The sequence below is a fragment of the Hydrogenophaga sp. genome, assembly GCF_018780385.1.
GTDB lineage: Bacteria > Pseudomonadota > Gammaproteobacteria > Burkholderiales > Burkholderiaceae_C > Hydrogenophaga.
This window is the reverse complement of sequence record NZ_JADMJO010000030.1, coordinates 26,666-50,938: the sequence shown is the minus strand read 5'-3', so window position 1 is coordinate 50,938 and position 24,273 is coordinate 26,666. Positions and strand designations below refer to the sequence as shown.

General features: G+C 67.5%; 14 protein-coding genes. 6 read left to right on the top strand and 8 right to left on the bottom strand.

Annotated features, from left to right (window positions below):
* The first annotated feature begins 72 nt into the window (after positions 1 to 72).
* Entirely contained in the window at positions 73 to 4,890 is a 4,818-nt protein-coding gene (locus IV113_RS12050) for a PAS domain S-box protein (protein ID WP_291085057.1), read from the top strand.
* 167 nt (positions 4,891 to 5,057) lie between these two features.
* On the top strand, positions 5,058 to 5,792 hold the full coding sequence (locus IV113_RS12045) for a PEP-CTERM sorting domain-containing protein (RefSeq protein ID WP_291085056.1): 735 nt from the start codon (positions 5,058 to 5,060) through the stop codon (positions 5,790 to 5,792).
* A gap of 14 nt (positions 5,793 to 5,806) precedes the next feature.
* Here IV113_RS12045 and IV113_RS12040 read toward each other — a convergent pair whose 3' ends face one another.
* From IV113_RS12040 to IV113_RS12020, 5 genes are all read right to left on the bottom strand, one after another.
* On the bottom strand, positions 5,807 to 7,015 hold the full coding sequence (locus tag IV113_RS12040; protein WP_291085055.1) for a hybrid sensor histidine kinase/response regulator: 1,209 nt from the start codon (positions 7,013 to 7,015) through the stop codon (positions 5,807 to 5,809).
* Positions 7,012 to 12,150: a CHASE domain-containing protein gene (locus IV113_RS12035; protein ID WP_291085054.1), complete on the bottom strand. Its 5,139-nt coding sequence runs from the start codon at positions 12,148 to 12,150 to the stop codon at positions 7,012 to 7,014. Before IV113_RS12035 ends, IV113_RS12040 begins: the two co-directional genes overlap by 4 nt.
* Entirely contained in the window at positions 12,147 to 12,539 is a 393-nt protein-coding gene (locus IV113_RS12030) for a response regulator (protein ID WP_291085053.1), read from the bottom strand. The genes IV113_RS12035 and IV113_RS12030 overlap by 4 nt, the downstream gene beginning before the upstream one ends.
* Positions 12,540 to 12,759: 220 nt before the next feature.
* Positions 12,760 to 14,421, bottom strand: coding sequence for a SulP family inorganic anion transporter (locus IV113_RS12025; protein ID WP_291085052.1), 1,662 nt, complete (start codon positions 14,419 to 14,421; stop codon positions 12,760 to 12,762).
* Positions 14,422 to 14,489: 68 nt separating this feature from the next.
* Entirely contained in the window at positions 14,490 to 16,046 is a 1,557-nt protein-coding gene (locus IV113_RS12020; RefSeq protein ID WP_291085050.1) for a methyl-accepting chemotaxis protein, read from the bottom strand.
* Positions 16,047 to 16,282: 236 nt separating this feature from the next.
* Between IV113_RS12020 and IV113_RS12015 the strand changes: the two genes are divergently transcribed.
* Together IV113_RS12015 and IV113_RS12010 are read left to right on the top strand one after the other, a co-directional pair.
* Positions 16,283 to 18,736, top strand: a complete 2,454-nt coding sequence (locus IV113_RS12015) for an ATP-binding protein (protein ID WP_291085048.1) — start codon at positions 16,283 to 16,285, stop codon at positions 18,734 to 18,736.
* A 261-nt stretch (positions 18,737 to 18,997) separates the two neighbouring features.
* The gene (locus tag IV113_RS12010) at positions 18,998 to 19,399 is read left to right on the top strand and encodes a GreA/GreB family elongation factor (protein ID WP_291085046.1); all 402 of its coding nucleotides are present in this window, start codon (positions 18,998 to 19,000) and stop codon (positions 19,397 to 19,399) included.
* 59 nt (positions 19,400 to 19,458) lie between these two features.
* Here IV113_RS12010 and IV113_RS12005 read toward each other — a convergent pair whose 3' ends face one another.
* The 3 genes from IV113_RS12005 to IV113_RS11995 form a co-directional block, all read right to left on the bottom strand.
* Complete coding sequence (locus IV113_RS12005) at positions 19,459 to 19,758, bottom strand: hypothetical protein (RefSeq protein WP_291085043.1); 300 nt, start codon at positions 19,756 to 19,758, stop codon at positions 19,459 to 19,461.
* Positions 19,759 to 19,849: 91 nt separating this feature from the next.
* Complete coding sequence (locus tag IV113_RS12000) at positions 19,850 to 20,950, bottom strand: patatin-like phospholipase family protein (RefSeq protein ID WP_291085040.1); 1,101 nt, start codon at positions 20,948 to 20,950, stop codon at positions 19,850 to 19,852.
* Between the two features lie 34 nt (positions 20,951 to 20,984).
* Positions 20,985 to 21,272 (bottom strand): GNAT family N-acetyltransferase, encoded by a 288-nt coding sequence (locus IV113_RS11995; RefSeq protein ID WP_291085037.1) that lies wholly within the window; start codon positions 21,270 to 21,272, stop codon positions 20,985 to 20,987.
* Positions 21,273 to 21,406: 134 nt separating this feature from the next.
* On the opposite strand from IV113_RS11995, the gene dinG reads away from it, so the two are divergent.
* Together dinG and IV113_RS11985 are read left to right on the top strand one after the other, a co-directional pair.
* Positions 21,407 to 23,719, top strand: a complete 2,313-nt coding sequence (gene dinG, locus IV113_RS11990) for an ATP-dependent DNA helicase DinG (RefSeq protein WP_291085035.1) — start codon at positions 21,407 to 21,409, stop codon at positions 23,717 to 23,719.
* A gap of 25 nt (positions 23,720 to 23,744) precedes the next feature.
* Complete coding sequence (locus IV113_RS11985; RefSeq protein WP_291085033.1) at positions 23,745 to 24,215, top strand: CopD family protein; 471 nt, start codon at positions 23,745 to 23,747, stop codon at positions 24,213 to 24,215.
* The last annotated feature ends 58 nt before the right edge of the window (positions 24,216 to 24,273 follow it).

The window sequence follows — 24,273 nt, the reverse complement described above, 5'->3', positions numbered from 1 at the left end:
CCGCGTTTGTGCGAGCATGCGGATCAGCGGCAATCGGTGATTTATTTCTGGTTATTCAACAGGGGCCACGCCTTGCGTCACAAGAGGGGAATCCGCAGCCTGCTGCTCATGTTGGTGATCATTGCGATCCTGCCGGGCCTGGTCATGCTGTGGGTGGGCTACACCAGCACCAGCCAGGAGGCGGTGCAGCGCGGACGCCAGGAAATCCGGGCGGTGGGCGTGTTGGCCGCGGCCAACCAGGAGCAACTCATTGAAGGGGTGCGGCAGATCCTGGCCACCGTGGCGGCCGGGCCTTCGGTGCGCCGAACCGACCTGCGCCAGCTCTGCTACGAGTTCCTGCGCAACGTCTCGGCGGCCACGCCGGGTTACGGCAACATCGGTGTGGCCGATCTGCAGGGCGACATCCAGTGCCTGGCCAATGTGGGGCCGCAGCCCATCAACGTGGCCGACCGCGCCTACTTCCGCAACACGGTTCGTGAACGGAAGTTTTCCATGGGTGAATACCTGGTCGGGCGTGTCTCGGGCAAGCGCCAGCTCGGCTTCGGCATGCCGGTGTTCGACTATGGCAATGCGTTCGTGGGCGTGGCCTTCACCACGGTGGATCTGTTGCCCTCCGCGCAGAAGCTGCAATCCCTGCCTCTGCCGGGTTCCATCCACGTGGACATCACCGATGCGACGGGCACACTGCTCGCGTCCAGCCGGCCCGGCCCGGATCGCATCGGCACCACCCTCGACAACGACGGTCTGCGAGCGGCCGTTGCCGCCAGGACGACGGGCAGCCTGGATCTGCGCGATGCCCTGGGTACAGACTGGTTGTACGAGTTCGTTCCGATCGATGGCCTGGGTGGTGAAGGGCTGTTCGTCATCGCGGGTGGACAGCGCGAGGACGTGCTCGCCTCGACCACCCGCCAATTGCAACGGCAACTCGCCGTGATGGCGCTGGCCGCGCTGGTGGGCTTGGTGTTGGCCTGGCAACTGGGTCTGCAACACATCGCACGCCCGGTGTCGCATCTGCTGGCGCGCATGCGTGCGGCCGCGCACAACCAACCGCTGGCCGGGCCTTTGCCGGGTGCAACGGGCCGCGAATTCGCTGAACTGGAAACCGCGCTGGACGCCATGCTGCGCGAGCTCACCAAAAACCAGGCCCAACTGGTCAAGGCGCAGCAGATTGCCCGCGTGGGCTTCTACCAGCTCGATCTCAAGACCCGGCTGTACAGCGCCTCCGACACCACGTACGAACTGTTCGGGCTGGATCCAGCCATGGGGCCGGTCACTGCCGAGATGTACCAGTACATGATCCATCCCGACGACATGGATCGGGTGGTTGCCCAGCGCGACAGCCTGTTCCAGGGCGGCAAGCCGCTGCGCCAGCAATACCGCATCGTGCGCACCGACAGGGGCGTGCGCTGGGTCGACAGTTTCGCCTTCCTGGAGCGTGACGAAGCCGGCGAGCCGGTGGTGTACGCCGGCGCCTTGCAAGACATCACCGAGCAGCACCGGTTGCGCCGCATGTACCAGGTGCAGAGCCAGATCAATGCGGCGATTGTCTCGGCGGACTCCAGGGACAACCTGCTCCAGCGCGTGTGCGACATCGCGGTGGAACAGGGTGAACTGCGCATGGCCTGGGTGGCCAGCATGGATCCGCTGAAGCGCACCATGACGGCGCTGTTGAGCGCGGGCGCGGACGACGGCTACACCGACCTGCTCAACCGCGCATCGGTGGACGTGGACACCTACGCTTCGCCCGTGCCCACCGCGCTGCGCACCTTGCAACTGGTGGTGTCCAACGACATTGCCAACGACTCCAGCATGGGCCGCTGGGCTGCCACGGCGTTGCACCGTGGTTTCAAGGCGTTGGCGGTGGTGCCCATCGCGCCACAGGGTCAGGTGCCGTTGGCGCTGGTGTTCATGGCCGATGAGCCGATGTACTTTATGGAGGAAGAGGGCCAACTGCTGTCTGCCATTGGCGAGAGCCTGTCGGCGGCACTGGACCAGTTGCAGAAAGCCCAGGAGCGGCACGCACGCGAGGACCGGCTCAAGCTGCTGGAGACGTGCGTGGCGCGGGTCAACGACATCGTGCTCATCACGGGGGCCGAGTCGATCGATGATGGCGGTCCGCGCATCCGTTACGTCAACGAAGCGTTCGAGCGCTTGACCGGTTACAGCGCTGTCGAGGCGATCGGACAGACCCCGAGCATGCTGCATGGCCCCAGGACCGATCCCGATGCGCTGGACCGCATCCGCCGCAGCATCGAGCGCGGGGAGCCGGTTCGCGAGGAGTTGATCAACTACCGCAAGGACGGCAGCGAGTTCTGGCTGGAGCTCGACATGGTTCCGATCGCCGACGCCACAGGCCGGTTCACCCATTGGGTGGCGACCGAGCGTGACATCACCCAGCGCAAGCTGGCCGAGGAGAAGGAAGCCCGGCTGCGCGGGGGCTTTCAGTTGCTGTTCCTGGGCAATCCGCACCCGATGTGGGTGTTCGACCGCGCCACCCGCGCGTTCCTTGAAGTGAACAACGCGGCCATTGAACAGTACGGCTACAGCCGCGAGGAGTTCCTCGCACTCACCATCGACGACATCCGCTCCGAGAGCGAAAAACACCGCCTGCGCGGACGCGCTGCTGTTGCGTCGCCCGATGGCCGTGAGCGCGTGGGTACCTGGGTGCATCTGCGCAAGAACGGCGTGCCAGTCACGGTGGACATCACCTCCCAGAGCCTGAACTACAACGGTCGTGATGCCCAGCTGGTGGTGGCGATGGACATCACCGACCAGGTGGCGTTGGAGCAACAGCGCGCGCAGGCGATGATGGCGGTGCAGGCTTCGCAGGCCAGCCTGGCGCGCTCGCAATCGCTGGCCCGCATGGGCAGTTGGGACCGCATGGCGCAAGACCATTCGGCGGTGTGGTCGGCCAACCTCTATGCCTTGACGGGGCGTGATCCCGCCAACGGCCCGCCCAGCATCGAACAGATCCTGGACCGCATTCATCCGGACGACCGCGCCGACTACCTGCAGACGATGACCGAATGCCTTCGGGACGGTACCTCCAGAAGCTGGAAGTACCGTTGCGTCCAACCGGATGGAGAGATCCATTGGTACGAGGAAAACATCGATGAACCCCGGCGCGACGCCAGCGGTGCGATGGTGTCGATCGGCGGCACCGTGCAGGAAGTGACCGAGCGCGTCGAAGCCGAGGCGCGGTTGCAGTTGCAGCTCTCGCGCACCGAGCTGCTCAACCACATCGTTCGCGCCACCGACGAACGCCTCGACCTCGACCGCATCTTTCGCGTGGTCTGCGACAACATCGAATCCCGGTTTTCGACCGTGTTCTCGGCGGCCTTGCTGTTCGACCTGCCGACCCAGGCCTTCACCGTCGCCCACCTGAGTGCGCAGGCCCTCGAGCGTGGGCAGGTGATCGGGCTGCGGGAGGGTGATGTGTTGTCCCTGACGGGCAGCGGCCTGGCGCGCTGCGCGAGCGGCGAGCTGGTGCACGAGCCGGTGCTGGCCGACACCCCGTTTGCCTGGCTCCAGCGGCTGGCACACGCGGGCCTGGGCTCTGCGGTGTTTGCGCCCCTGCATGCGCAGGGCGAGGTGTTGGGCGTGCTGGTGGCTGCGCGCGCGCTGGGCCATGGCTTTGACAGCGGGGAATGCGAGTTCATGCGCCAACTGGCCGAGCACGTGGCGCTGGCCGCCAGCCAGGCCCGGCTGCACCGCTCGCTGCAGCAGGCCTACGACGAGCTCAACGAGGCGCAACAGGTGGTGCTGCAGCAGGAGAGGCTGCGCGTTCTCGGGCAAATGGCCAGCGGCATCGCGCACGATATCAACAACGCCATCTCACCGGTGGTGCTCTACACAGAATCGCTGCTGGCCAACGAACCAGCATTGAGCGAGCGCGGGCGCGCCCAGCTGCTGACGGTGCAGATCGCCATCGACGACGTGGCCGAGACCGTGGCGCGCATGCGCGATTTCTACCGACCCAGCGATGCCGGTGTTCGAAGCCGCGCGGTGGACCTCAACCAGCTCGTCAGGCAGGTGCTCGACCTCACGCGCGCGCGCTGGCGTGACATGCCGCAGCAAGCGGGTATCTCCATCGACATCGCACTCGAACTGGGCGATCTGTTGTCACCGGTCTTCGTCATGGAGGGCGAGATCCGCGACGCGGTGACCAACCTCGTGCTCAACGCGGTGGACGCCATGCCCGAGGGCGGCACACTCACCTTGCGGACACGGCGTGCTGTGCTGGCCGACGGTGCGGTCCGTGTGCAACTGGACGTGATCGACACCGGCATCGGTATGGACACCGAGACGCAGCGGCGTTGCCTGGAGCCGTTCTTCACCACCAAGGGACAACGCGGCTCCGGGCTGGGGCTGGCCATGGTCTATGGCAGCATGCAGCGCCACGGTGCGGAGATCACCATCGAGAGCGCGCCGGGCGAGGGCACCACCATTCGCCTGGACTTTGCCGCGCACGGTGAACTCGCCCCGAACGAGGCGACGCCGATCCACACCCCCAATCAACGCCGGGCGCTGAAGATCCTGCTGGTGGACGACGATCCCTTGCTGCTGCGTTCGTTGTCCGACACCCTGGCCGCCGAAGGGCACACGGTGGGCACGGCGGCCGGGGGAGGCGAGGGCATCGCGGCGTTCAAGGCAGCGATGTCGGCGCAGGCGTTCGACGTGGTCATCACCGACCTCGGCATGCCCGAGGTCGACGGTCGTTCCGTGGCGGCCGCCGTCAAGGCCGCGTCGCAGGGCACGCCGGTGGTGATGCTCACGGGCTGGGGTCGGCGCATGCAGGAAGAGGGCGAATGCCCGCCGCATGTGGACCACCTGCTGAGCAAACCGCCACGGCTGGAGGCCTTGCGCGCGGTGTTCAGGACGGTGGATTGACCAGATCCCGCACTGCCTCGAACTGTCGGAATAATTGACAACCCTGACAGGTTTCAGATTGTCAACGCGTGTAAGTTATTGTTTCTGAGCGCTCGGGCAAGGCTGGCACGATCGGTGCTGCATACGGTGCAGAGTACCCATCCGCATGTCATTTCCCGAAAGTCGCCATGTTCAGCCAGTTCAAATCCTTCGCTCTTTGCGCGGTCAGCGCCCTGTTGTTCGCGGGCGCCGCCCAGGCCGCTGCGGTGACCTTCACCGTCAGTGCTGAAGGCCTGTTGGCCAGCCGTGCCGCAGAGACGGCGTTCCTGGCTTCGCTGGGCACCCACCGCAGCACCGAGACCTTCGAGGGCTTTGTCGCCGGCAGCCAGGGCAAGCCGCTGGAGTCGGCCAGCGTGGGCAGCTTTTCCATGGACTGGGCGGGTTCGGGTGGTGCATGCGTGGGCAAGCTGGGCGGTTGCGCTGCGGGTGCGGCCATCCTCAACAGCACGAACTCGCCGTTTGGTGGCCGCTTCAACACCACCCCGGGCGGCACCCGGTGGCTCGACAGCTTCGACGCGCGCATCTTCACCTTCAGCCCGCTGGACAACGTCAACAGCATCGGCTTCTTCCTCACCGATGCCAACGATGCGGGAGGGCGCTACGACCTCGAGGTCAACAGCGACCTCGGCACGATCAGCTTCGACGACATCTTCGGCGGTGGCTTGAGCAACGGCCGCGTGTTCTACCTGGCCTTCACCTCGGCGTCGGCCATCACCGGCATCACGATCTTCTCCAACTCGTCGGCGGACGGCTTCGGCATCGACAACGTGACGGTGGGCCAGGTGCCCGAACCCGGCACGGTGGCCTTGCTCGGTCTGGGCTTGCTGGCCGCGGGCGCGCTGCGCCGCCATCGCGCCGCCTGAAGCCGGCTCCAGGTTCAGGCCAGCGGCAGCCGCACCTCGAACGCCGAGCCTTCGCCCGGTTTCGATCGCACGGTGATCGTGCCGCCGTGAGCCTCGGCGATCTGGCGGCTGATCGCCAGTCCCAGCCCCGAGCCTTCGAATTCGCGCCGCAAGTTCAGCCGTGAAAACGGCTGGAACAGCTTGTCCATGCCTTCAGGCGATATGCCGATTCCGTTGTCCTTCACGGTGATCAGGGTCATGCCGGCGTGTGTCTCGGCCGTGATCTCGATGCGGGGCGCGCGGCCCGGCGGCATGAACTTCAGCGCGTTGGTCACCAGGTTCTGGAACAGCTGGGAGAGCAGGCTCGCGTGACCCGCGACCACCGGCAGATCGCCCATGTGCAGCTGCGCGCCGGTGGCGCCCAACTGCGCAGCCAGGGCATCGCAGACCTCGGCCATGAGTGGCGCCAGCGCCACCGGTGTGCGCGGCTCGGTCTCGCCATGCTGCAGGCGCGCATAACGCACCACATCGTCGAGCATGGTGCGCATGCGCTCGCCCGCGTGGCGCACCAGCTTGAGGTAGTGGCGTGTGTCCGGGGGCAGGTCGGCGGCGTGGTCTTCTTCCACCAGCCCGACGAACTGCACCACCGTGTTCAGCGGCTCGCGCAGGTCGTGGGACGAGATGCGCACGAACTGCAGCAGCCCTTCGTTGGCGAGCTGCAGTTCCTCGGCGGTCTTCTGCAATTGGGCATGACTCTCCCGCAGTTCAAGCAGGGCCTCGGCCAGGTTCAGGCGGTCGGTGGCGGCCACCTGCTTGAGCGCATCGTTGGCCTGCTTGAGCCGCAGCTGGGTGCGCACACGCGCCTGCACGATGGCCGGGCGGATCGGTTTGGCAATGAAGTCGGCCGCGCCCTTCTCCAGCCCGGTCTGCTCGAAGGTGGCTTCGGCGTGGCTGGTCACGAAGATCACCGGGATGTCGGCCAGCAGTGGGTCGCCCTTGATGGCTTCCAGCACCTCGAAGCCGGACATGCCGGGCATCTGGGCATCGAGCAGCACCAGGTCGGGTGGCGACTCGGCCATCAGCCGCAGCGCATCCAGGCCCTGGGTGGCAAAGCGCAGACGCCCCAGCGGGCGGATCACCCGCGCCAGCGCCTGCACCATCCCCGGATCGTCGTCGACGATCAGGATGTCGGGCAGCAGCGGCGGCGCGGCGGTGGTCTCAAGCCCGGTGGCGGGGCGGGTCATGGCGGAAGTTCCTCGGTCAGGGCGGCACTGGCACTCGCGAAATCGAGCTCGTCGAGCCAGTGTCCCACGCGTTCAACGGTGGCCGCGCCCAGGCGGACCTTCAGCCCGCTGGCGTGCAGCTTCCACCAGGCCAGGGCGTCGAGGTCCTGGCGCTGCAGCAACTCCAGAAAATGCGGGAGGTCGGCCTCGGCAGCTTCTGAGGGCATCGCGGGCGGGTTGCTCGGTGCAGCGCTGCGAGCGGCCTTCAACACCGGTTCGCTGTGGCGGCGCAGGGCCTCCAGCGCGTTCTGCAGCGCGCGCCACCGTGCGTCGAGCTGCGCGGGGGGCCGGTCGTCGATCAGACCGGTCTCCAGTGCCTGGGCGAGCTGCATCAGCTCGGTGGCGCCCAGCGTCCCGGCGCTGCCCCGCAGCTTGTGCAGCCGCGCGGCGAGTGTCTGGCGCTCGGTGCCGGCGTCGGGCAGGGTGAGGGCGCGCATCGCGAGGTCGCCGAACTCGTCCTGCAGGCGTTGGAGCGACTTCAGCCACAGCTCCAGGTCGCCCCCCAACCGTTGATGGGCCAGCGCGCCGTCCAGGCCGGGGATCTGCGGCCAGGCGCCGGCCGGTGGTGCAACCGCCGTGGGCACGTCCGGTGGATCGGGTACATGGGATGGGTTTGCGCTCGCCTGGTCGACGCACTCGCGCACCATGCGCACCAGCCGCTCGGGGTCCAGCGGTTTGGTGAGGAAGCCGCTCATGCCGGCCTCCATGGCGTGCTGGCGTTCTTCGGCGAGCGCGCCCGCCGTCAGCGCAATCACGGGCAGATTCATCAGGCCGAGCTCGCCGCGCACGCGCCGCGTGGCCTCCAGACCGTCCATCTCGGGCATCTGCAGGTCCATCAGCACCGCGTCGAAGGCCTGGGGTGTGGCGCGTATCGCCTCCAGGGCCTCGCGCCCGGTGCGCGCCAGGCACACGCGGGCACCTTCGCGTGCGAGCAGGCCCGAGGCCACCTCCAGGTTGATCTCGCTGTCGTCCACCAGCAGCAGGTTGAGGTGGCGCAGCGCCTGACCCGGTGCCTCCAGGCGCACCCCGTTGTCGCGCGCGGCGGTGCCCAGGGCCAGCAGCGTGGTGGCCGAAGGGCGCTGCAACACCAGCTCGAACCAGAACTCGCTGCCGCGTCCGGCTTCGCTGCGCAAACCCACCTCGCCGCCCATCATCTCGGTGAGCTTGCGCACGATCGACAGGCCCAGGCCGGTGCCGCTGAAGCGGCGGGTGGAGGAGGTGTCGGCCTGGGTGAACGGCGTGAACAGCCGGGACTGGGTGTCGGCATCGATGCCGGTGCCGGTGTCGCGCACGGTGCTGCGCAGGCGCACCTGGCTGTCGTCCATCGACACGGTTTCCAGCGTCACCCACACGTTGCCCGCCTGCGTGAATTTCAGCGCGTTGCCAATGAGGTTGGTGAAGATCTGCCGCACGCGCAGGGCGTCGCCCAGCAGCACGCGCGGCACGTCGTGTGCCACCGTGATCAGGTAGCGGATGCCGGCGGCCTCGGCCTGGGGGCGGAACAGCGCGTCCATCTCGCCCAGCATGTCTTGTGGGCTGAAGGGCTTCAGGTCCAGGTCGAAGCCCCCGGCCTCGATCTTGGCCAGGTCGAGCACGTCGTTGACCAGGCCCAGCAGCGAGCGGCTGGCCACCCGCGACTTCGACAGCAGCTGCGTCTGGTACGGGGTGAGCGGTGTGTCGCCCAGCAGGTGGGTCATGCCGATCATGGCGTTGAGCGGCGTGCGGATTTCGTGGCTCATGTTGGCCAGAAATTCGCCCTTGATGCGCGAGGCTTCCTGCGCCTGTTCCTTGGCCTGCACGAGGTCGGTGATGTCGATGCGGAAACCCACCGTGTGACCATCGGGCATGCGGCGCTCGACCATGCGCAGCGTGCGGCCATTGGTGAGCTGCTGCAGCAACTCGGTGTCGCCGGAGCGGTGGGCCGCCATGCGCTCGGCCACCCAGTCCTCTTCATGTCCACTCGTGCCCTGGTGTTCGCCCAGCGCGGCGCTGGCGCGCAGGATGTCTTCGAACCGACTGCCCGGCACCATGAGGTGAGCCACCCGGGGGGCAATCTGGCGGTACTTCTCATTGCAGAAGACCAGCCGGTCGTCGGGATCAAACAGCACGAAAGCTTCGTCGACCGCGTCGATCGCGCCGCGCAACAAGGCCTCGCTGCGGGCGGTGTTCTCCTGCGCCTGCTTGTTCGCGGTGATGTCCTGGTGTGTGCCGTACATCCACTCGGGCTGTCCATCGGCGGTCCAGCTGCGCACCTGGCCACGATCGAGCACCCAGACCCAGTGACCGTCCCGGTGGCGCGCGCGCACCTCACATTCGTACATGTCGAAGGCGCCGCTGAAGTGTCCCTGCAGCATCCCTTGGGTGAGCGTTGTATCGCCGGGGTGAAGTCGCTCAAACCACCGGTCCACGGACAGCGGCTCAAGCTCGTTGATGCGGTAGCCGATGATGCTGGCCCAGCGCTCGTTGACGCGCAGCTCCCCGGTCTGCACGTTCCATTCCCAGGTGCCGGCGTCGGTGCCGCGCAGGATGTTGTCCAGCCGCTCGTGCTCCTCGACCAGGGCGGCGGTGCGGTCCATCACTTGCCTCTCCAGACCCTCCTTGAGCTCCACCACCTTGCGCTGCGCCGCGCGCTCTGAGGTGATGTCGCGCACGATGACCGACGCGCCCATCGGCGCGCCTGCATCGTCCTCCAGTCGGAAGAGGGTCATGGCCACCAGCACGGCCTGGCCGGTGCTGGTGTGGCGCCACAGTTCCATCGGGGGCGCATCGCCCGGGTTGGGCATGGTACCGATCGCCCGCACCTCGTCGCTCGGTTGACCCGGCGGCATGGTGAGCGCGTCCAGCCCCTGCCCGATGGCTTCCTTCGCGGTGTAGCCAAAGAGCCGCTGCGCGCCGCGGTTCCACGATGTCACACGGCCCTCGGTGTCCAGTCCCACGATGGCATCGGGGGACTGGTCGACGATGGCGGCGAGCTGCAGGCGATCCTCGCGCGCCTGAAACCGGCGCTGCACGCCCACCCAGTACAGGTAGAGCATGAATGCCCCCACGAGGCCCGCGGCCAGCATGGGCAGCACGCCCCCACGCGCGCTGACCCGTGCCGCCGCTTTCAGATCGCTCTCCAGGCGGGTGGCCCTGTAGTGCAGGATGCCGATGGATGAATCGGGGTTTCCGATCACGCTGGCTTGCGCGGCCATCACCAGCCCTTCCGGGCCGGTCCACCAGGTGACACGATCCCCGCTGTGGGCATCAGGCGCCGTGGCTGGCTTGAAACTGTCGGTCCACAGGTGGCGCTGGCCCAGATTGAAGCCAAAGGTCATCGCTGGATCGGGGTGAGCCACAAAATCCCCTTGTGCATTGGTCACGTAGATCTCTGGCCTGGGGCCCGCCCCGGCCGGCAGCACACCCAGTCGCCCGGTCAGATCCACGTTGATCACGATCGCGCCAAACACCCGACCCTGAGGGTCATACACCGGCGTGGCGTAACGGATGGTGGGTTGGTGCGGCAGATCCACCGGGCCGTATTCCCGTTTGAGGTTCACCTCCGACACGAAGACATTGCCATCACCCAGGCGCAGCGCCTCTCGCATGTATGGCGTGTCGCCCTTGCGTTGCAGGTGCCCGGGCGGTGCCACGACGATGTGGCCGTCTTGGCGAGCCACCCGCACGATTTCCTGACCTTCATGGGTGGCGCCAACGAAGCGCACCATGAACACCTCGGGCGTGGCGGCCAGGTAGGCGGTGAAGATCTGCTCCATGCGACGCTGCCACAGCGCCGCGGTGGACACCTCCTGCGCATCCACACCACCTTGCTGCAGGGCCCGAACCAGGCCCTTGACCGGTGGCGTGTTGGCCAGAAACAGCACGCTGCGCCGCCGCTCGGCGTACTTGCTTTCGGCGGTGCGGGCCACCGAGTCCACGGCGCCCTGCAGCGACAGTTCGGCTTGCTGGCGCTGTGCCTTGAGCTGATGGAAGTACTCGTTGGTGACCAGCAGCGCGAGCACCACGGCAAAACCCAGGCCGGCGCGCAGGGCGAGTCGGCTGCGCAGGAACGCTGCCAGATGCACGGGCTGGCCGCGAGAGTGCCCCATCACCGCCGGGGGTGTGTGCTCGCGCGCGAGCCAGCGGTGCTCCAGCAGCAAGGCCAGAACCACGGCCAGCAAGCTGCTCAGGGCCACGCCCGCCAGCAGGGTCGAGACAGGTGAGCCTGTCCGGGCCGAAGCGATCAGAGCGGGCAGCGGGATAACGCGCATCACCCACTGGCGGCCCTGCACGTCCAGCGGGCGAACGACCTCCACGTCCGAGCGGAACGCATCTTGTGATTCGAAAAAGGGCACCTGCTCGGCACCGTCGGTCAGAGAGATCGCCACCGTGCGCAGCTGGGGCGCCACGTCGGCCAGCACCTCGTCCACCAGCAGTGGCGCGTAGGTCCAGCCCAGCGTGGCCGCCTCCCGGGCCGCCGGCGCCGGGTTGGGCTGGAGGTCGCGGTACACCGGCAGCAGCAACAGGAATCCACGGCGCGCCTGCCCGCTGGCCTGCACCAGGGTGGTCGGCGCGGTGAGCCTGGCCTGAGCCTCACGCGCGGCGGCCAGAGCGGCCGCGTGGCGGTTAGGCTCCGAGGCGATGTCCAGACCGGTGGCGCCCTGGTTGGTGTCCTCGGGATAGATGTACTGGATGACGAAGCGGTCGTGCGCGTGCGGTGCCAGCTCGCGAATGCTGAAGTCGGCAGCGCCCTCGCTGCGTGCGCGGGCCACGAACGCGGCCTCGTTGGCCCGCGGTACCCACCGGATGAAGCCGAAGCCGCGTGCGCCGGGAAACTCCCGGGTTTCACGGCTGTTCACATAGGCCTTGAACTGGTCGCGCGTGACGCTGTCTCCGCCGCTGGCGGCCACCGCTCCGCGAGCACCTCGCAAGCCGTACTCGTAAAGCTTGAAGCGCTCCTGGATCGCCGCGCTCAACGCATCGGCGGCGGCGCTGGTGTGTTCCGTCAACAGCCGGTGGTTGTCGCGCTGCACCTGTGCGGCGAGCAGGGCGCTGAGCAGCACACCGGCGCACCACAGTGCCAGCGCCCATCGGCGGCTGGTCTGGCCGGGTGTCATGGTGCGCGGACCAGATGGATCAGTTGGGCGGCTGCCGCCTTGTCCAACGGTTTATTCATGAATCCCCGGACGCAGGCATGGCCCGCGGCGCGAGCGCGGTCCGCCGGGTCGGACGACGACGAGAGCATCACCACCACGGCGTGACCCCGCTGCCTGGCTGGCAAGGCTTCAAAGGCCCGCAGGAAGCCGAAACCGTTCATGACGGGCATGTTGATGTCCAGCAGGATGAGGTCGATGCCGTGCGCGGGATCGGTGGCCAGCAGGCTGAGCGCCTCTTGCGCCCGCTCGAACGTGCGAACCTCGTAGTCGACTCCGCAGCGCTGCAAGGCGATGCGGGTGAACAGCAGGTCGTTCTCGTTGTCGTCAACCATCAACACGCGGCAGCTCATCAGGGCTCCAGAAAGCACACTTTTTTCAACCCTGATATTGCTGTGCGCGGGGCACGCCGCGCCATGTTCGCCGCGGGGACTTGATCCCGGCTGACACCACCGTGAGCATGCTCACGGCAACAGTTCATATTGGACCCCAACGTGCAGGGCAACAACGGGGGTCTACTGAGATATCGGCGGGAACCGTGCGTTTCTTGACCCCGTTGGCCGGGCAGGACGCTCAGTTCACTGCGCTGAACAACACCTGCGTGGCGCGCAGCGCCTCGGCTTCGGTGCGGTAGAGGTGCAGCCGCGGGCCTGCGTCCAGGTAGCCGGCCCGCTTGAGCACCTCTTCCACCGGCAGTTTGATACCCACCAGATGCAGCTCGATGTGCAGGTCGTCCAGGTGCTCGCGCAAACGGCCGAAGGCCTCGGCACCGGTGGCGTCGATCCAGTTGATCGGGTGCGCGATCCACATCACGTGGCGGGTGCCGGGATGGGTCGCGATGTGCTCAGCCACCGCACGCTCGAAACCATTGGCGGTGGCGAAATCGAGTGCGGCGTCCATGCGCAGCGCGTAGAGGTCGGGCGCCAACGGTGGCAGCAGCCACAGGTGGCGGTCGCGCAGGCTGCCGTCCGGGTGCAGGCCGACCTCGATGATGCGCGGGTGTAGCCGCAGGTAGAGGAAGTGGGTGAGTGCCATCAGCACGCCCGCGAGCACACCCCAGTACAGGCGCGGCGCGGCCAGCAAGGTCACGGCGAAGGTGACGCCGGCGATGCCGGCCTCCACCCGCGAAACCGTCCACAGTTGCACGAAGGCGCGCGGCTTGATGAGGCCCAGGATGGCCACCAGCACGATGGCCGCCAGCACCGCCATCGGCACGTGGTGCAGCAGCGGGGTGAGCACGAGCAGCGCCACCACCACGACAACCACCGCGAACACGGTGGCCCAGCCGGTCCTGGCCCCCGCGTACAGGTTGAGCGCGGAGCGCGAGAACGACGAACTGGTGGGGAACGCGCCGCAGAACCCCGAGGCCAGCTTGGCCAGCCCCTGGCCAATCAGGTCCTGGTCCTGGTCCCAGCGCTGGCCGCGCTGCCCGCTGTCGACCTTGGCGCTGGACGCCGTCTCCAGAAAACTCACCAGCGTGATCACCAGCGTGGGCAGCACCAGCTGGCCGAGCACGCTCCAGCCTGGCCAGGTGGGCACATAGGGCATGGGCAGGCCCTGCGGCAGCGAGCCGATCACCGTGCCACCCGCGGCCTCGAAGCCCAGCGCGTAGCTGATGCCGGCGCTGGCCCCCACCACCGCCAGCACGGTGGGAAAGCCCGGGCGCCAGCGGCGCGCCAGCACGAGTGCGGCGAGACTGCCCAGACCGAAGCCGAGCGACGGCAAATGAACCTGCACAGGCCATGACAGGCTGTCCCAGCTGCCCAGCCCAAGCAGGGCCGGCAACTGCGAGGCCATGATGAGCACCGCCGCGCCCTGGGTGAACGCCATCAGAACGGGTGAGTTCACCAGGTTGAGCAGCCAGCCGAAGCGCGCGAAACCCAGCACGATCTGCAGCAGGCCGCTGAGCAGCGCCAGCCACACGGCCAGCGCGATCCACTGCGCGCTGCCCGGCTCGGCAAGGCCGCTGAGCGAGGCGCTGATGAGCAGGCAGGTGAGCGCGGTGGGTCCGACCGACAGGCGCACCGAAGCACTGAACAGCACAGCGATCAGTGCGGGCAGCAACGAGGCGTAGATGCCGGTGATCAGCGGCATGCCGGCCAGCGCGGCGTAGGCGACGCCTTGCGGCACCACCATCAGGCCCACGGTGAGGCCGGCCATGGCTTCGCCGCGCAACAAGGCGGCGTCGGGTCGTGGCCAGTTCAGGAAAGGCAGCAGACGTTTCAAACGGGACATGCGCCGATCCTACTTGCGAGCCGGATCAGCGCGCGTCCCAGGACGGCGGCGAATGCGGCAGAGACCGGTCAGGCGAACTTGAAGGTCGACACCGTCTGCACCAGCTCGCTGGCCTGGCTCTTGAGGCCGCTGGCGGCCGAGGCGATCTGCTCGACCATGGCGGCGTTCTGCTGCGTGCTCTGGTCCATCTGGGTGACAGCCTCGCCGACCTGAGCCACCGCGCTGCTCTGTTCGGTGCTGGCCGTGCTGATCTCGCCCACGATGTCGGTGACGCGGCGGATGCTCTGCACCACCTCGTTCATGGTGTTGCGCGCCTGGTCCACCAGGGCCGAGCCCTGATCGACGCGGTCCACGCTGTCGGAGATCAGGCCCTTGATTTCCTTGGCGGCTTCGGCGCTGCGCCCGGCCAGCAGGCGCACTTCGCCCGCCACCACGGCAAAGCCGCGACCCTGCTCGCCCGCGCGCGCCGCTTCCACGGCGGCGTTGAGCGCGAGGATGTTGGTCTGGAACGCGATGCTGTCGATCACCGAAATGATGTCGGCGATCTTCTTGCTGGATTCGTTGATGGCGCGCATCTTGTCGACCATCTGGCCCACCACTTCGCCGCCCTGCACCGCGACCGACGAGGCGCTTTGGGCCAGTGCGTTGGCCTGGCGCGCGTTGTCGGCGTTCTGGCGCACCGTGCTGCCGAGCTCTTCCATGCTGGCGGCGGTCTGCTCCAGCGCGCTGGCCTGGCTTTCGGTGCGTGCGCTCAGGTCGTGGTTGCCCTGTGCGATCTCGTTGCTGGCCAGCGCCACCGACTCGCTGCCCTGCCGCACGCGGCCGACGATGCCGGCCATGTTGTCGCGCATCACGCGCAGGCCGTGCAGGAGGCTGTGCGTGTCGCCCGGCTTCAGGTCGATGGCCACGCTCAGGTCGCCCTGTGCGATGCGGTCGGTGATGGCGGAGGCGTGGCTCGGTTCGCCACCGAGCTGCCTGAGGATGCTGCGCGCGATCACCAGACCAGCCACCAACAGCAGCACGGCCAGTGCAAGCGAGCTCAGACCCATCATCAGGGTGCGATCCCAGATGGTGGCGGTCACGTTGTCCACATAAACGCCCGAACCGATCACCCAGCCCCAGGGCGCAAAGCCCTTCACATAGGACACCTTCTGCACCGGTGCTTCACTGCCGGGCTTGGGCCACATGTAGGACACATAACCTGCACCCGATTTTTTGACGGTGTTGACGAACTCGACGAACAGGTGTTTGCCGGTCGGGTCCTTGTTGCCTTTCAGGTCCTTGCCTTCGAGATCCGGCTTGATCGGGTGCATCACCATCACCGGCTGCATGTCGTTGATCCAGAAGTACTCGGTGCCGCTGTAGCGCAGCGAGCGGATGGCGTCCAGCGCGAGGCCCCTGGCCTGCTCGTCGGTCATCTTGCCCTGTGTGGCCAACCCGTGAAAGTGCACCGCCAGACCGTGCGCGGTTTCCACCGTCTGCCGCACGCCGGCCTGCCGCTCTTCGAGGATCAGCGCTTTCTCGGAGGTGAGGAAGATGGCAAGCAGCACGGCGAGGCCGGCCACGGCGCTGGCCACGAGGATGCCGAGTCGCTTGGAGACGCCGAGTGAAGACAGTTTGAACATGGGGATATCCAGTCGAGGAATGCCGAGGAGGTCCCGGTTGTATCGACGCCCTGCAGCCAGGCTGTAGTTGGAAATGGCGGGTTTTCACCCCGCATTTACCCGACCCCCCGCGCGGGGCGCTGCCCCACGGGGTATATTTTTGAAACATCGGCACCCGCTGACGTCACTGACCCCCCACCCATGCCGCTCGGAGTTCACTGCGCCGTGTCGATCCCTGCAGCGCCCAGGGCTGCTCCGTGAGCAAACGCGCCCGTCTCGTCCCCGCCCTGGTGGCGTTGCTCACCGTGTTGGCCGCGGCATTTCTGTGGTGGCAGTCGGAGCGTTCACAGGCTCTGTTGCGCGAGCAGGTGCTCCTGCAGGCCGAAAAGCGCAGCGTGCACCTGGCTGATGCCATGGGCGGGCAGGTCAGTGGCCTGTTCACCACGCTCGATCTGCAATTGCGCGACCTGCGCCGCGAGTGGTTGCGTGGCCCTCTGGGTTTCAACGAGTTCGCGCTGGGCGTGTTGCAGGGCTTGCCCCCGGACTTCGTGACCCACATCTCGGTGGCCAACGCGGAGGGTTATGTGGTGTACGACAGCCTGGCCAGACCGCTCGCCACCTTCGTCGGCGACCGGGCGCATTTCCAGGCCCAGCGGGACGCAGCCGAGGAAGACCGTCTCTTGATCAGCCGGCCGGTTGAATCGCGCATTGCTTCGGGGTGGGCCATTGTGGTCAACCGCCCGATCATGCGGGGGGGCGTGTTCGACGGCACCGTGCAACTCGTGGTGTCCACCGACTTCATCGCCCGCAGGTTGGGCGCCTTGCAGCTGTCTGATCAGGATGTGGTGTCCTTGATCACGCCGGACGGCGCTTTTCTCGCCCGCACCCTCGACCACCAGGGAGCCATGGGCACCAATGTGCCGGCGGATCGGCCTTTTCTCACCGATCGCACCGCCCGCAGCGGCAGCTTTCACGCCAGTGGCTTGCTGGACGGCATTTCCCGCACCTACGGCTGGTACCGCCTGCGCGCCTCCGGTCTGGTGGTGGCCATCGGCATTGCCGACGCAGCCGTGCTGGAACCCCTGGCACCAGCCCTTCAAAGCAGCCGCAAGGTGACCGCTGCGCTGATCGTGCTGCTGCTGTTGAGCGGTGGGCTGATCATTGCGCTGCTGTTGCGTGTGGGGCGCAAGGCGTCGGCGCTCGAAGCCAGCGAGGTGCTGCGGCTGCGGCAGTTCGAGAGCTCTCCGCTGGGCATGCTGGTGATGGACTCCCTCACCAACCGCTTTGTCGATTGCAACGAGGCGGCCTTGGCGCTCTATGGCTATCCGACGCGCGAAGCGCTGCTGAGCAAGTCGCCGCTGGACCTCTCGTCCCGAGTGCAACCCGATGGACGGTCCTCGGCCGCGAAGGGTGTTGCGTATTTCAAGCAAGCTCGCGACAGCGGCGCTGTGGTCTTCGAGTGGCGTCATCGGCGCCCCGATGGCAGCGAGTGGGATGGCGAGGGCCACCTGATGGCGTTCGAACTGGACGGGCGTCCGCTCATGCAGTTCACCATGCAGGACATCACGCTGCGCAAGCGCACCGAGACTGCTTTGCAAGACAGCGAAGCCCGGTTGAAGGAGGCGCAGCGCCTGGCCCGCGTGGGCAGCTGGCAGCGTGATCTGACCACCAACGCACTCAGCTGGACCGACGAAATCTTCCGCATCTTCGAGGTGGAACCCTCCGTGACGCCCACCTACAAGACTTTCATCACCAGCGTGCACCCCGACGACCGCGCCCTGGTGACCGAGGCCTACCAGCGCTCGTTCGACGGGCGAGAGCCCTACGACCTGGTGCACCGGTTGCTCATGGCCGACGGGCGCGTCAAACACGTGCGGGTCTCGGGCTTCACCGAGTTCGACGGGGAGTTGCCCTTGCGCAGCGTGGGCACGGTGCAGGACATCACCGAGGTACACGACGCCGAAGAAGCGCTCAAACGCTTGAACGAAGAGCTGGAGCTGCGCGTGGCCGAGCGCACGCGCGAGATGTCCGTGCTCAACCGGGAACTGGAGGCCTTTGCCTACAGCGTTTCGCACGACCTGCGCACCCCCCTGCGCAGCATCGACGGTTTTGCCAGCCTGCTCGAAGAAGAGTGCGGCCCGGTGCTGAACGAGGACGGCAGGAACTATGTCGGTCGCATTCGTGCGTCGTCACGGCGCATGGGCCGTTTGATCTCCGATCTGTTGACCCTGGCGCACCTCAGCAGCGCCGAGCTGCGCCGCGAACGGGTGGACCTCACGCGCATGGCCCACTCGATTGCCAAGGAGCTGGCCAGCACCGATCCTGGCCACAGCGTGCGCTGGTGCATCGACGAAGGCATGCAGGTCATCGCCGACCCGGGCCTCATGCGGGTGGTGCTGCAGAACCTGCTGGGCAACGCCTGGAAGTACACCAGCCAGACACCCGATGCCATGGTGTTGTTCACGCAACTCGAGCGGCCCCATGGGGCGATGGAGTTTTGTGTGCGCGACAACGGCGCCGGTTTCGACATGGCCTATGCAGACCAGCTCTTCGAGCCGTTCAAGCGCCTGCACGCCCACCACGAGTTCGAAGGCTCGGGCGTTGGGCTGGCCACGGTGCGCCGCGTGATCGAACGCCATGGTGGCCGGGTGAGCGGTGAAGGCACCGTGGGGCGTGGGGCCGTTTTCTGCTTCCAGCTGCCCGGTGTTTGAGCGCGACCTACAATGCCTCATGGCTGTTCACCCCACCATCACTGCCCACCCGGCAGCTTGCATGCCCCTCGCGGCAGGCGGCGCTGTGGCCGGTCGCAAGCTGATGGGTTCGGCGGGACTGCGCCAGCCGGCCGCACATTCTTAAGCCCGGCGATACCCCTTCCTCCCTTTTTTGCGCAATCCATCTATCGCCGGGCCCCAGCCCAGCGCGATCGCGGGCGCCGCCTTTTCCCGGCGTGCCTGCACCAGTTGGAGTGCACCATGCACAAAACCCTTGCGGGTGAGCGGCTGCTCACCGAGATTGATTTCGCACGCTTGAACAACCTGCGCGGCGGACCACTCCCGCCGGAGCTGGTTGATGCGCTCGACACCCTGGACCTCGTTCCCTCGCGCGAGATCCCGCCCGATGTCGTCACGATGTACTCGCAAGTCATCGTCGAAGACCTCGAGACGAGGAAGCGGCAGAAGCTCACGCTGTGTTACCCCGCTGACGCCGAGCCACACCTGGGTTTCATCTCCGTGCTCTCGCCGGTGGGGACAAGCCTGCTCGGCCAGCGCGTGGGCGCCATCGCCCGCTGGCGCACGCCCAACGGCGACGCTTGCGCAGCCGAGGTGGTCACGCTGCTGTTCCAGCCCGAAGCCAGCGGCGACTACACCACGTAGCCCCTCCATCGCACCCGATCGTGGCCCGCCGGTCCTGAGGGCCGCGCGGGTCCGATGCTTCAGAGCGGGTCGTGAAGCGCCTTGGACAGCGCTGCGATGTTGGCCGCGCTGGGCACCTGCGGCTTCATCTCGTCCTCGGCGGCGGTGGCGTTCTCGTGCGCCTGGATGGCGTTGACCATGTCGTACTGGGTTTCCCAGACCATGGTCTTGCCGGGCGGGCACAGGTCGCGCACGGTGCCGAACCAGTAATAGCCGTCGTTGCCGCCGAAAAGCTTGTCGATGCCGCCGGCGTCTCCCGCCTTCAAGCCATGGGCGGACAGGATCTGGGTGAGCTTGTGGTGGGAGACGGAATAAGGCATGGCTGTCCAGTGAATGTGTGGGGTGACGAGGCGGCTTGCGCTCAGGTCGTCATCGGGTCGGCGATTCTACTGAAGGCAGGGGCCCGGTCCTTCAACCGTCGAGCACACCGGCCAGGTCGAAGCTGCTGCGCTCGCCCAGGTGCTGCCCGTGGGCGACCAGCCAGCGATCGGCCGAGGCGTGGCCGAGTTCGTGCAGCTTGGAGAGGAAGGCCCACTGCGTTTCGGTCTTGCTGGCCGCGCCCAGCGGACTGAGCGATTCCCCACCGTCGATCAGGTGCACGCGCAGGTCCTGCACGCGTTTGAACAGCGGCTGGCGGTGGCGCTGGCCGGCGCGGCCTTCGCCGTCGATGAGTTGCTTGAGCAGCGCGATGCTGCGCATCTCCTTGAGCAGGCTGGCGTTGAACGTCACTTCGTTGATGCGGTCCAGGATGTCGCTGGCGCGCCGGGGCACGGTGTCGCGCAGCACCGGGTTGATCTGCACCAGCAGCAGATCGTCGGCCGGGGTGTCGGTGATCAGGGGCATGAGCGAGGGGTTGCCCGCGTAACCGCCGTCCCAGTAAGCCTCCCCGTCGATCTCCACCGCCTGAAACAGGAGCGGCAGACAGGCCGAAGCCATCACCATGTCGGCCGTGAGCTCGTGCTGGCCGAACACGCGCAGTGCGCCGGTGCGCACCTGCGTGGCCGAGATGAAGAGCTGGGTCTTGTGGCAGGCGCACACGCGCTTGAAATCCACCGTCTCCACCAGGATGTCGCGCAGCGGATTGAGGTTGAGCGGGTTGAGCTGGTAGGGCGAGAGCTGGCTGCCGAGCACCGTGTTGAATTGTTTGAACGGCGCCAGCCACGGCGCCATGAGCGCCTGGGCCGGGCCGAACGCCGCGCCCAGCGAGCTGCTCTGCAGCTTGTGGAAGGGCGAGATTTCGGCCACCCGCGTCCAGAACTGCCGCAACACGCGCCGCGCGCCTTCGCGCCCACCCTCCATGAGGCCAGCGGCCAAGGCCACCGCGTTCATGGCGCCGGCGCTGGTGCCGCTGATGGCCGAGATCTCCAGCGATTCTTCTTCCAGCAAGCGGTCGAGCACGCCCCAGGTGAAGGCGCCGTGGGAGCCACCGCCTTGCAGCGCCAGGTCGATCGGCAGCTTGCCACTGGCGGTGCGGGGGGTGGACTTTCGTTTCGAGCGGGGGGTCGTTGTCATGGGCGCCAGGGTCAGGGTGTCGGTGAAGGGGCGGTCATGCCAGAACATCGCGGATCGATGGATCCCGATCGAACTGGACTTTCACGTACGAACAGACGGGGATGACTTTCGTGTCGGTCCCACGGGCCCAGGCCACCATGGCGTCCTGCAACTGGCGCGCCACGCCGTGCCCCCTGAGGCTCGGGTCCACATAGGTGTGGTCGACGACGACCAGCGACGGGCGGGTGATGCTGTAGGTCATCTCCGCGATGCGCTGCCCATTGCGCTGAATGTAGAAGGCGCCGCGGGATCCGTTGTCCTCGTGTTCGATGGAATGGGTCATGACGATCTCCGGTGGTGGGCGAGCCGTCAGGCTACCACCCAGGGGCGACGCGGTCACCGTTTGCACGTCCCGCGCCCCGACCCCGGGGCATGCATGCCGTCTGGGACAATCGCGCTTTGCCTTCTCGCCCCCGCATGTCCACCACCACCCTTGAGCCGACCGCCGACGAAACGCCCGCACTGCCCACCGGCCCGCTGGCGCGCGAGGCGCTGGCCCTGGCGGCCTTCGACCACGTGGTGGCGCACGCGAGCGGCTACCGCGCCCGGCCGGGGCAGCGCGAGATGGCCGCCCACATCGCGCACACGCTCTCGGGCGTGACGCCGGGCGACGACTCGGTGGCCAGCGACGCGGCCCTGCCCGCGCGCGGCATCGCGGTGGTGCAGGCCGGCACCGGCGTGGGCAAGTCGGCGGCGTACGCGGCCACCGTGATCCCGCTGGCTCTGGCGCAGCAAAAGCGCGTGATCATTTCCACCGCCACCGTGGCGCTGCAGGAGCAGTTGATCGCCAAGGACTTGCCGGCCCTGGCCACCACGCTGCCGCAGCCGTTCAGCTTTGCACTGGCCAAGGGGCGCGGTCGCTACGTGTGTCGCTTGAAGCTCGACCAGCTTTCGGGCGGTGACGCGGACAGCGCCGACCTGTTCGAGAGCGACGACGCCCCCACCGATACCAGCGCCTCGGGCGTGGCCGCGCGCGCCGTGGCCTCGGCCTCGGCGGCGGCGCGCTGGCAGGAGCGTGGCGTGCAATACACCGCCTGGGCCAATGCGCTGGACGGCGGCAGCTGGGACGGCGACCGCGACCGGCTCGACGAGCCTCCCGACGGCAGCCTGTGGGCCCCGGTGGCCGCCGAGCGCCACACCTGCACCGCGCGCCACTGCCCGAGCTACAACAGCTGCAGCTACTACCAGGCGCGCGCCAAGCTGGCGCAGGCGCAGGTGATCGTGGTCAACCACGACCTGCTGCTCTCCACCCTGGGCCTGCACGCCTTGCCTGCGCCGCAAGACTGCTACGTGGTGTTCGACGAAGCGCACCACCTCGGCTCGGTGGCGCAAGGCCAGTTCACCGCTTCCATGGACCTCATGCGCAGCCAGTGGCTGGACAAGCTGCCGCGCGCGGTGGACGAAGTGGCCGGCGCGCTGGAGCACAAGCCCACGTCGGACGTGGCGCAACTCGCCAAAGACCTCAAGACCGCGCAGGGAGAACTCGCGCGCCTGGCCATGCAGCGCATCGGTGCGCTGCCGGCCTGGCTCGATCTCACCGGCCGCACCCCGGGCCGCCCGCCCGCGCGCACTGGCTTCAACGACAGCGCACCGCCCATCGTCGACCGCTTCGACGGTGGCGTGCTGCCACCCGAATGGAGCGAGGTGGTGGCGCAGATGCACGCCAACGCCAGCGCGCTGCTCAAGGTGTTTGAAGCCCTGGCCACGCAGCTCAAGGCCAACGCACGCGAGAACCCGAGCGACGCCGCGCGCTGCGCCAAGCTCTACAGCCGCCTGGGTGTGCTCGCGCCGCGCCTGCAGAGCGCGCAGGAGACCGCCACGCTGTGGATGCAGGCCGCCACCGACGGCCAGCCGCCGCTGGCCAAGTGGCTGGAAGCCGGCATCCACCACGGTCTCGTCACCCTCACCGCGCACGCCTGCCCGCTGCAGCCCGGCAGCCTGCTGCGCAACCATTTGTGGAACAAGGTGCGCGCGGCGGTGGTCACCTCGGCTTCGCTCGTGACCTGCGGGAACTTCGACCATTTCCTGCACGAGTCGGGTCTGGCGTACGACGACGCGGTGGTCGCGCGCCAGGTGCAGAGCCCGTTTGACCACGCGCGCCAGGGCCGGCTGGTGGTGGTGCAGACCGTGGCCGACCCCAAGGACGTGGAAGGCTACACGCGCGAGATGCTCGCGTCGCTCATGGCCGACCTGCGCGAGGTGAAGCGCGGCGCGCTGGTGCTGTTCACCTCCAAGGCACAGATGCGCCAGGCACAAGGCCTGCTGGAGCGCGGCGAACACGGCGCATTGCGAGACCGGGTACTGGTGCAGGGCGAGGCTTCACGCACCGTGCTGCTGCGCCGCCACGCCGAGCGTGTGGCCGAGGGTGAAGCCTCCATCCTGTTCGGCCTGCAGTCGTTCGGCGAGGGGCTGGATTTGCCCGGCGAGCTGTGCGAGTGGGTGTTCATCACCAAGCTGCCGTTCGCGTCGCCCAGCGACCCGGTGGGCCAGGCGCGCGCCGACTGGCTCAAGGCGCAGGGACGAGACCCGTTCAGTGAACTCGTGGTGCCCGCCACCGGCGCCCGCCTGCTGCAGTGGACCGGCCGCGCGCTGCGCAGCGAAACCGACGAAGCCGTGGTGGTCTGCTACGACGCGCGCCTGCTGCGCCAGAGCTACGGCCGGCGCATGCTGCAAGGCTTGCCGCCCTACCGCTTGCAGCGCCGCGTGGGCGGTGTGCTGTCCGACGTCTGATTTTCTCTCCAACGAAAGCACCTCCATGATCTACGCCAGCCTCAAGCTCATCCACGTCTTGTCCATCGTGCTGTGGATCGGTGGCATGTTCTTCGCGCACACCTTCCTGCGCCCGGCCTTGCAGTCGCTGGAGCCGCCCGTGCGCATCCGCTTCATGCACGACGTGCTCAAGCGCTTTTTCGCCGTCGTGCTGGTCGTGGTGGTGCTGGTGCTGGTCACGGGCCTCTGGATGATCGGGCGTGTGGCCAAGGAGTCGGTGCAGGCGGGGCTGTCGTTCAACATGCCGCTCGGCTGGACCGTGATGGCCGCCCTGGGCATTCTGATGATCGTGATCTTCGGTCACATCCGCTTCGCGTTGTTCAAGCGCCTGAGCCGCGCTGTGAACGCCAGCGACTGGGCCGCCGGCGGTGCGGCAATCGCCGCCATCCGCCTCTGGGTCGGCGTCAACCTGATCCTGGGCGTTGCGACCATTGCGGCGACGGTCGTTCTGGGTTGAACAGCCCGGGTTTTCCCTGTAGGTAGCGAGCTACCACCCGCCCCCCGGCCGGGCGCGC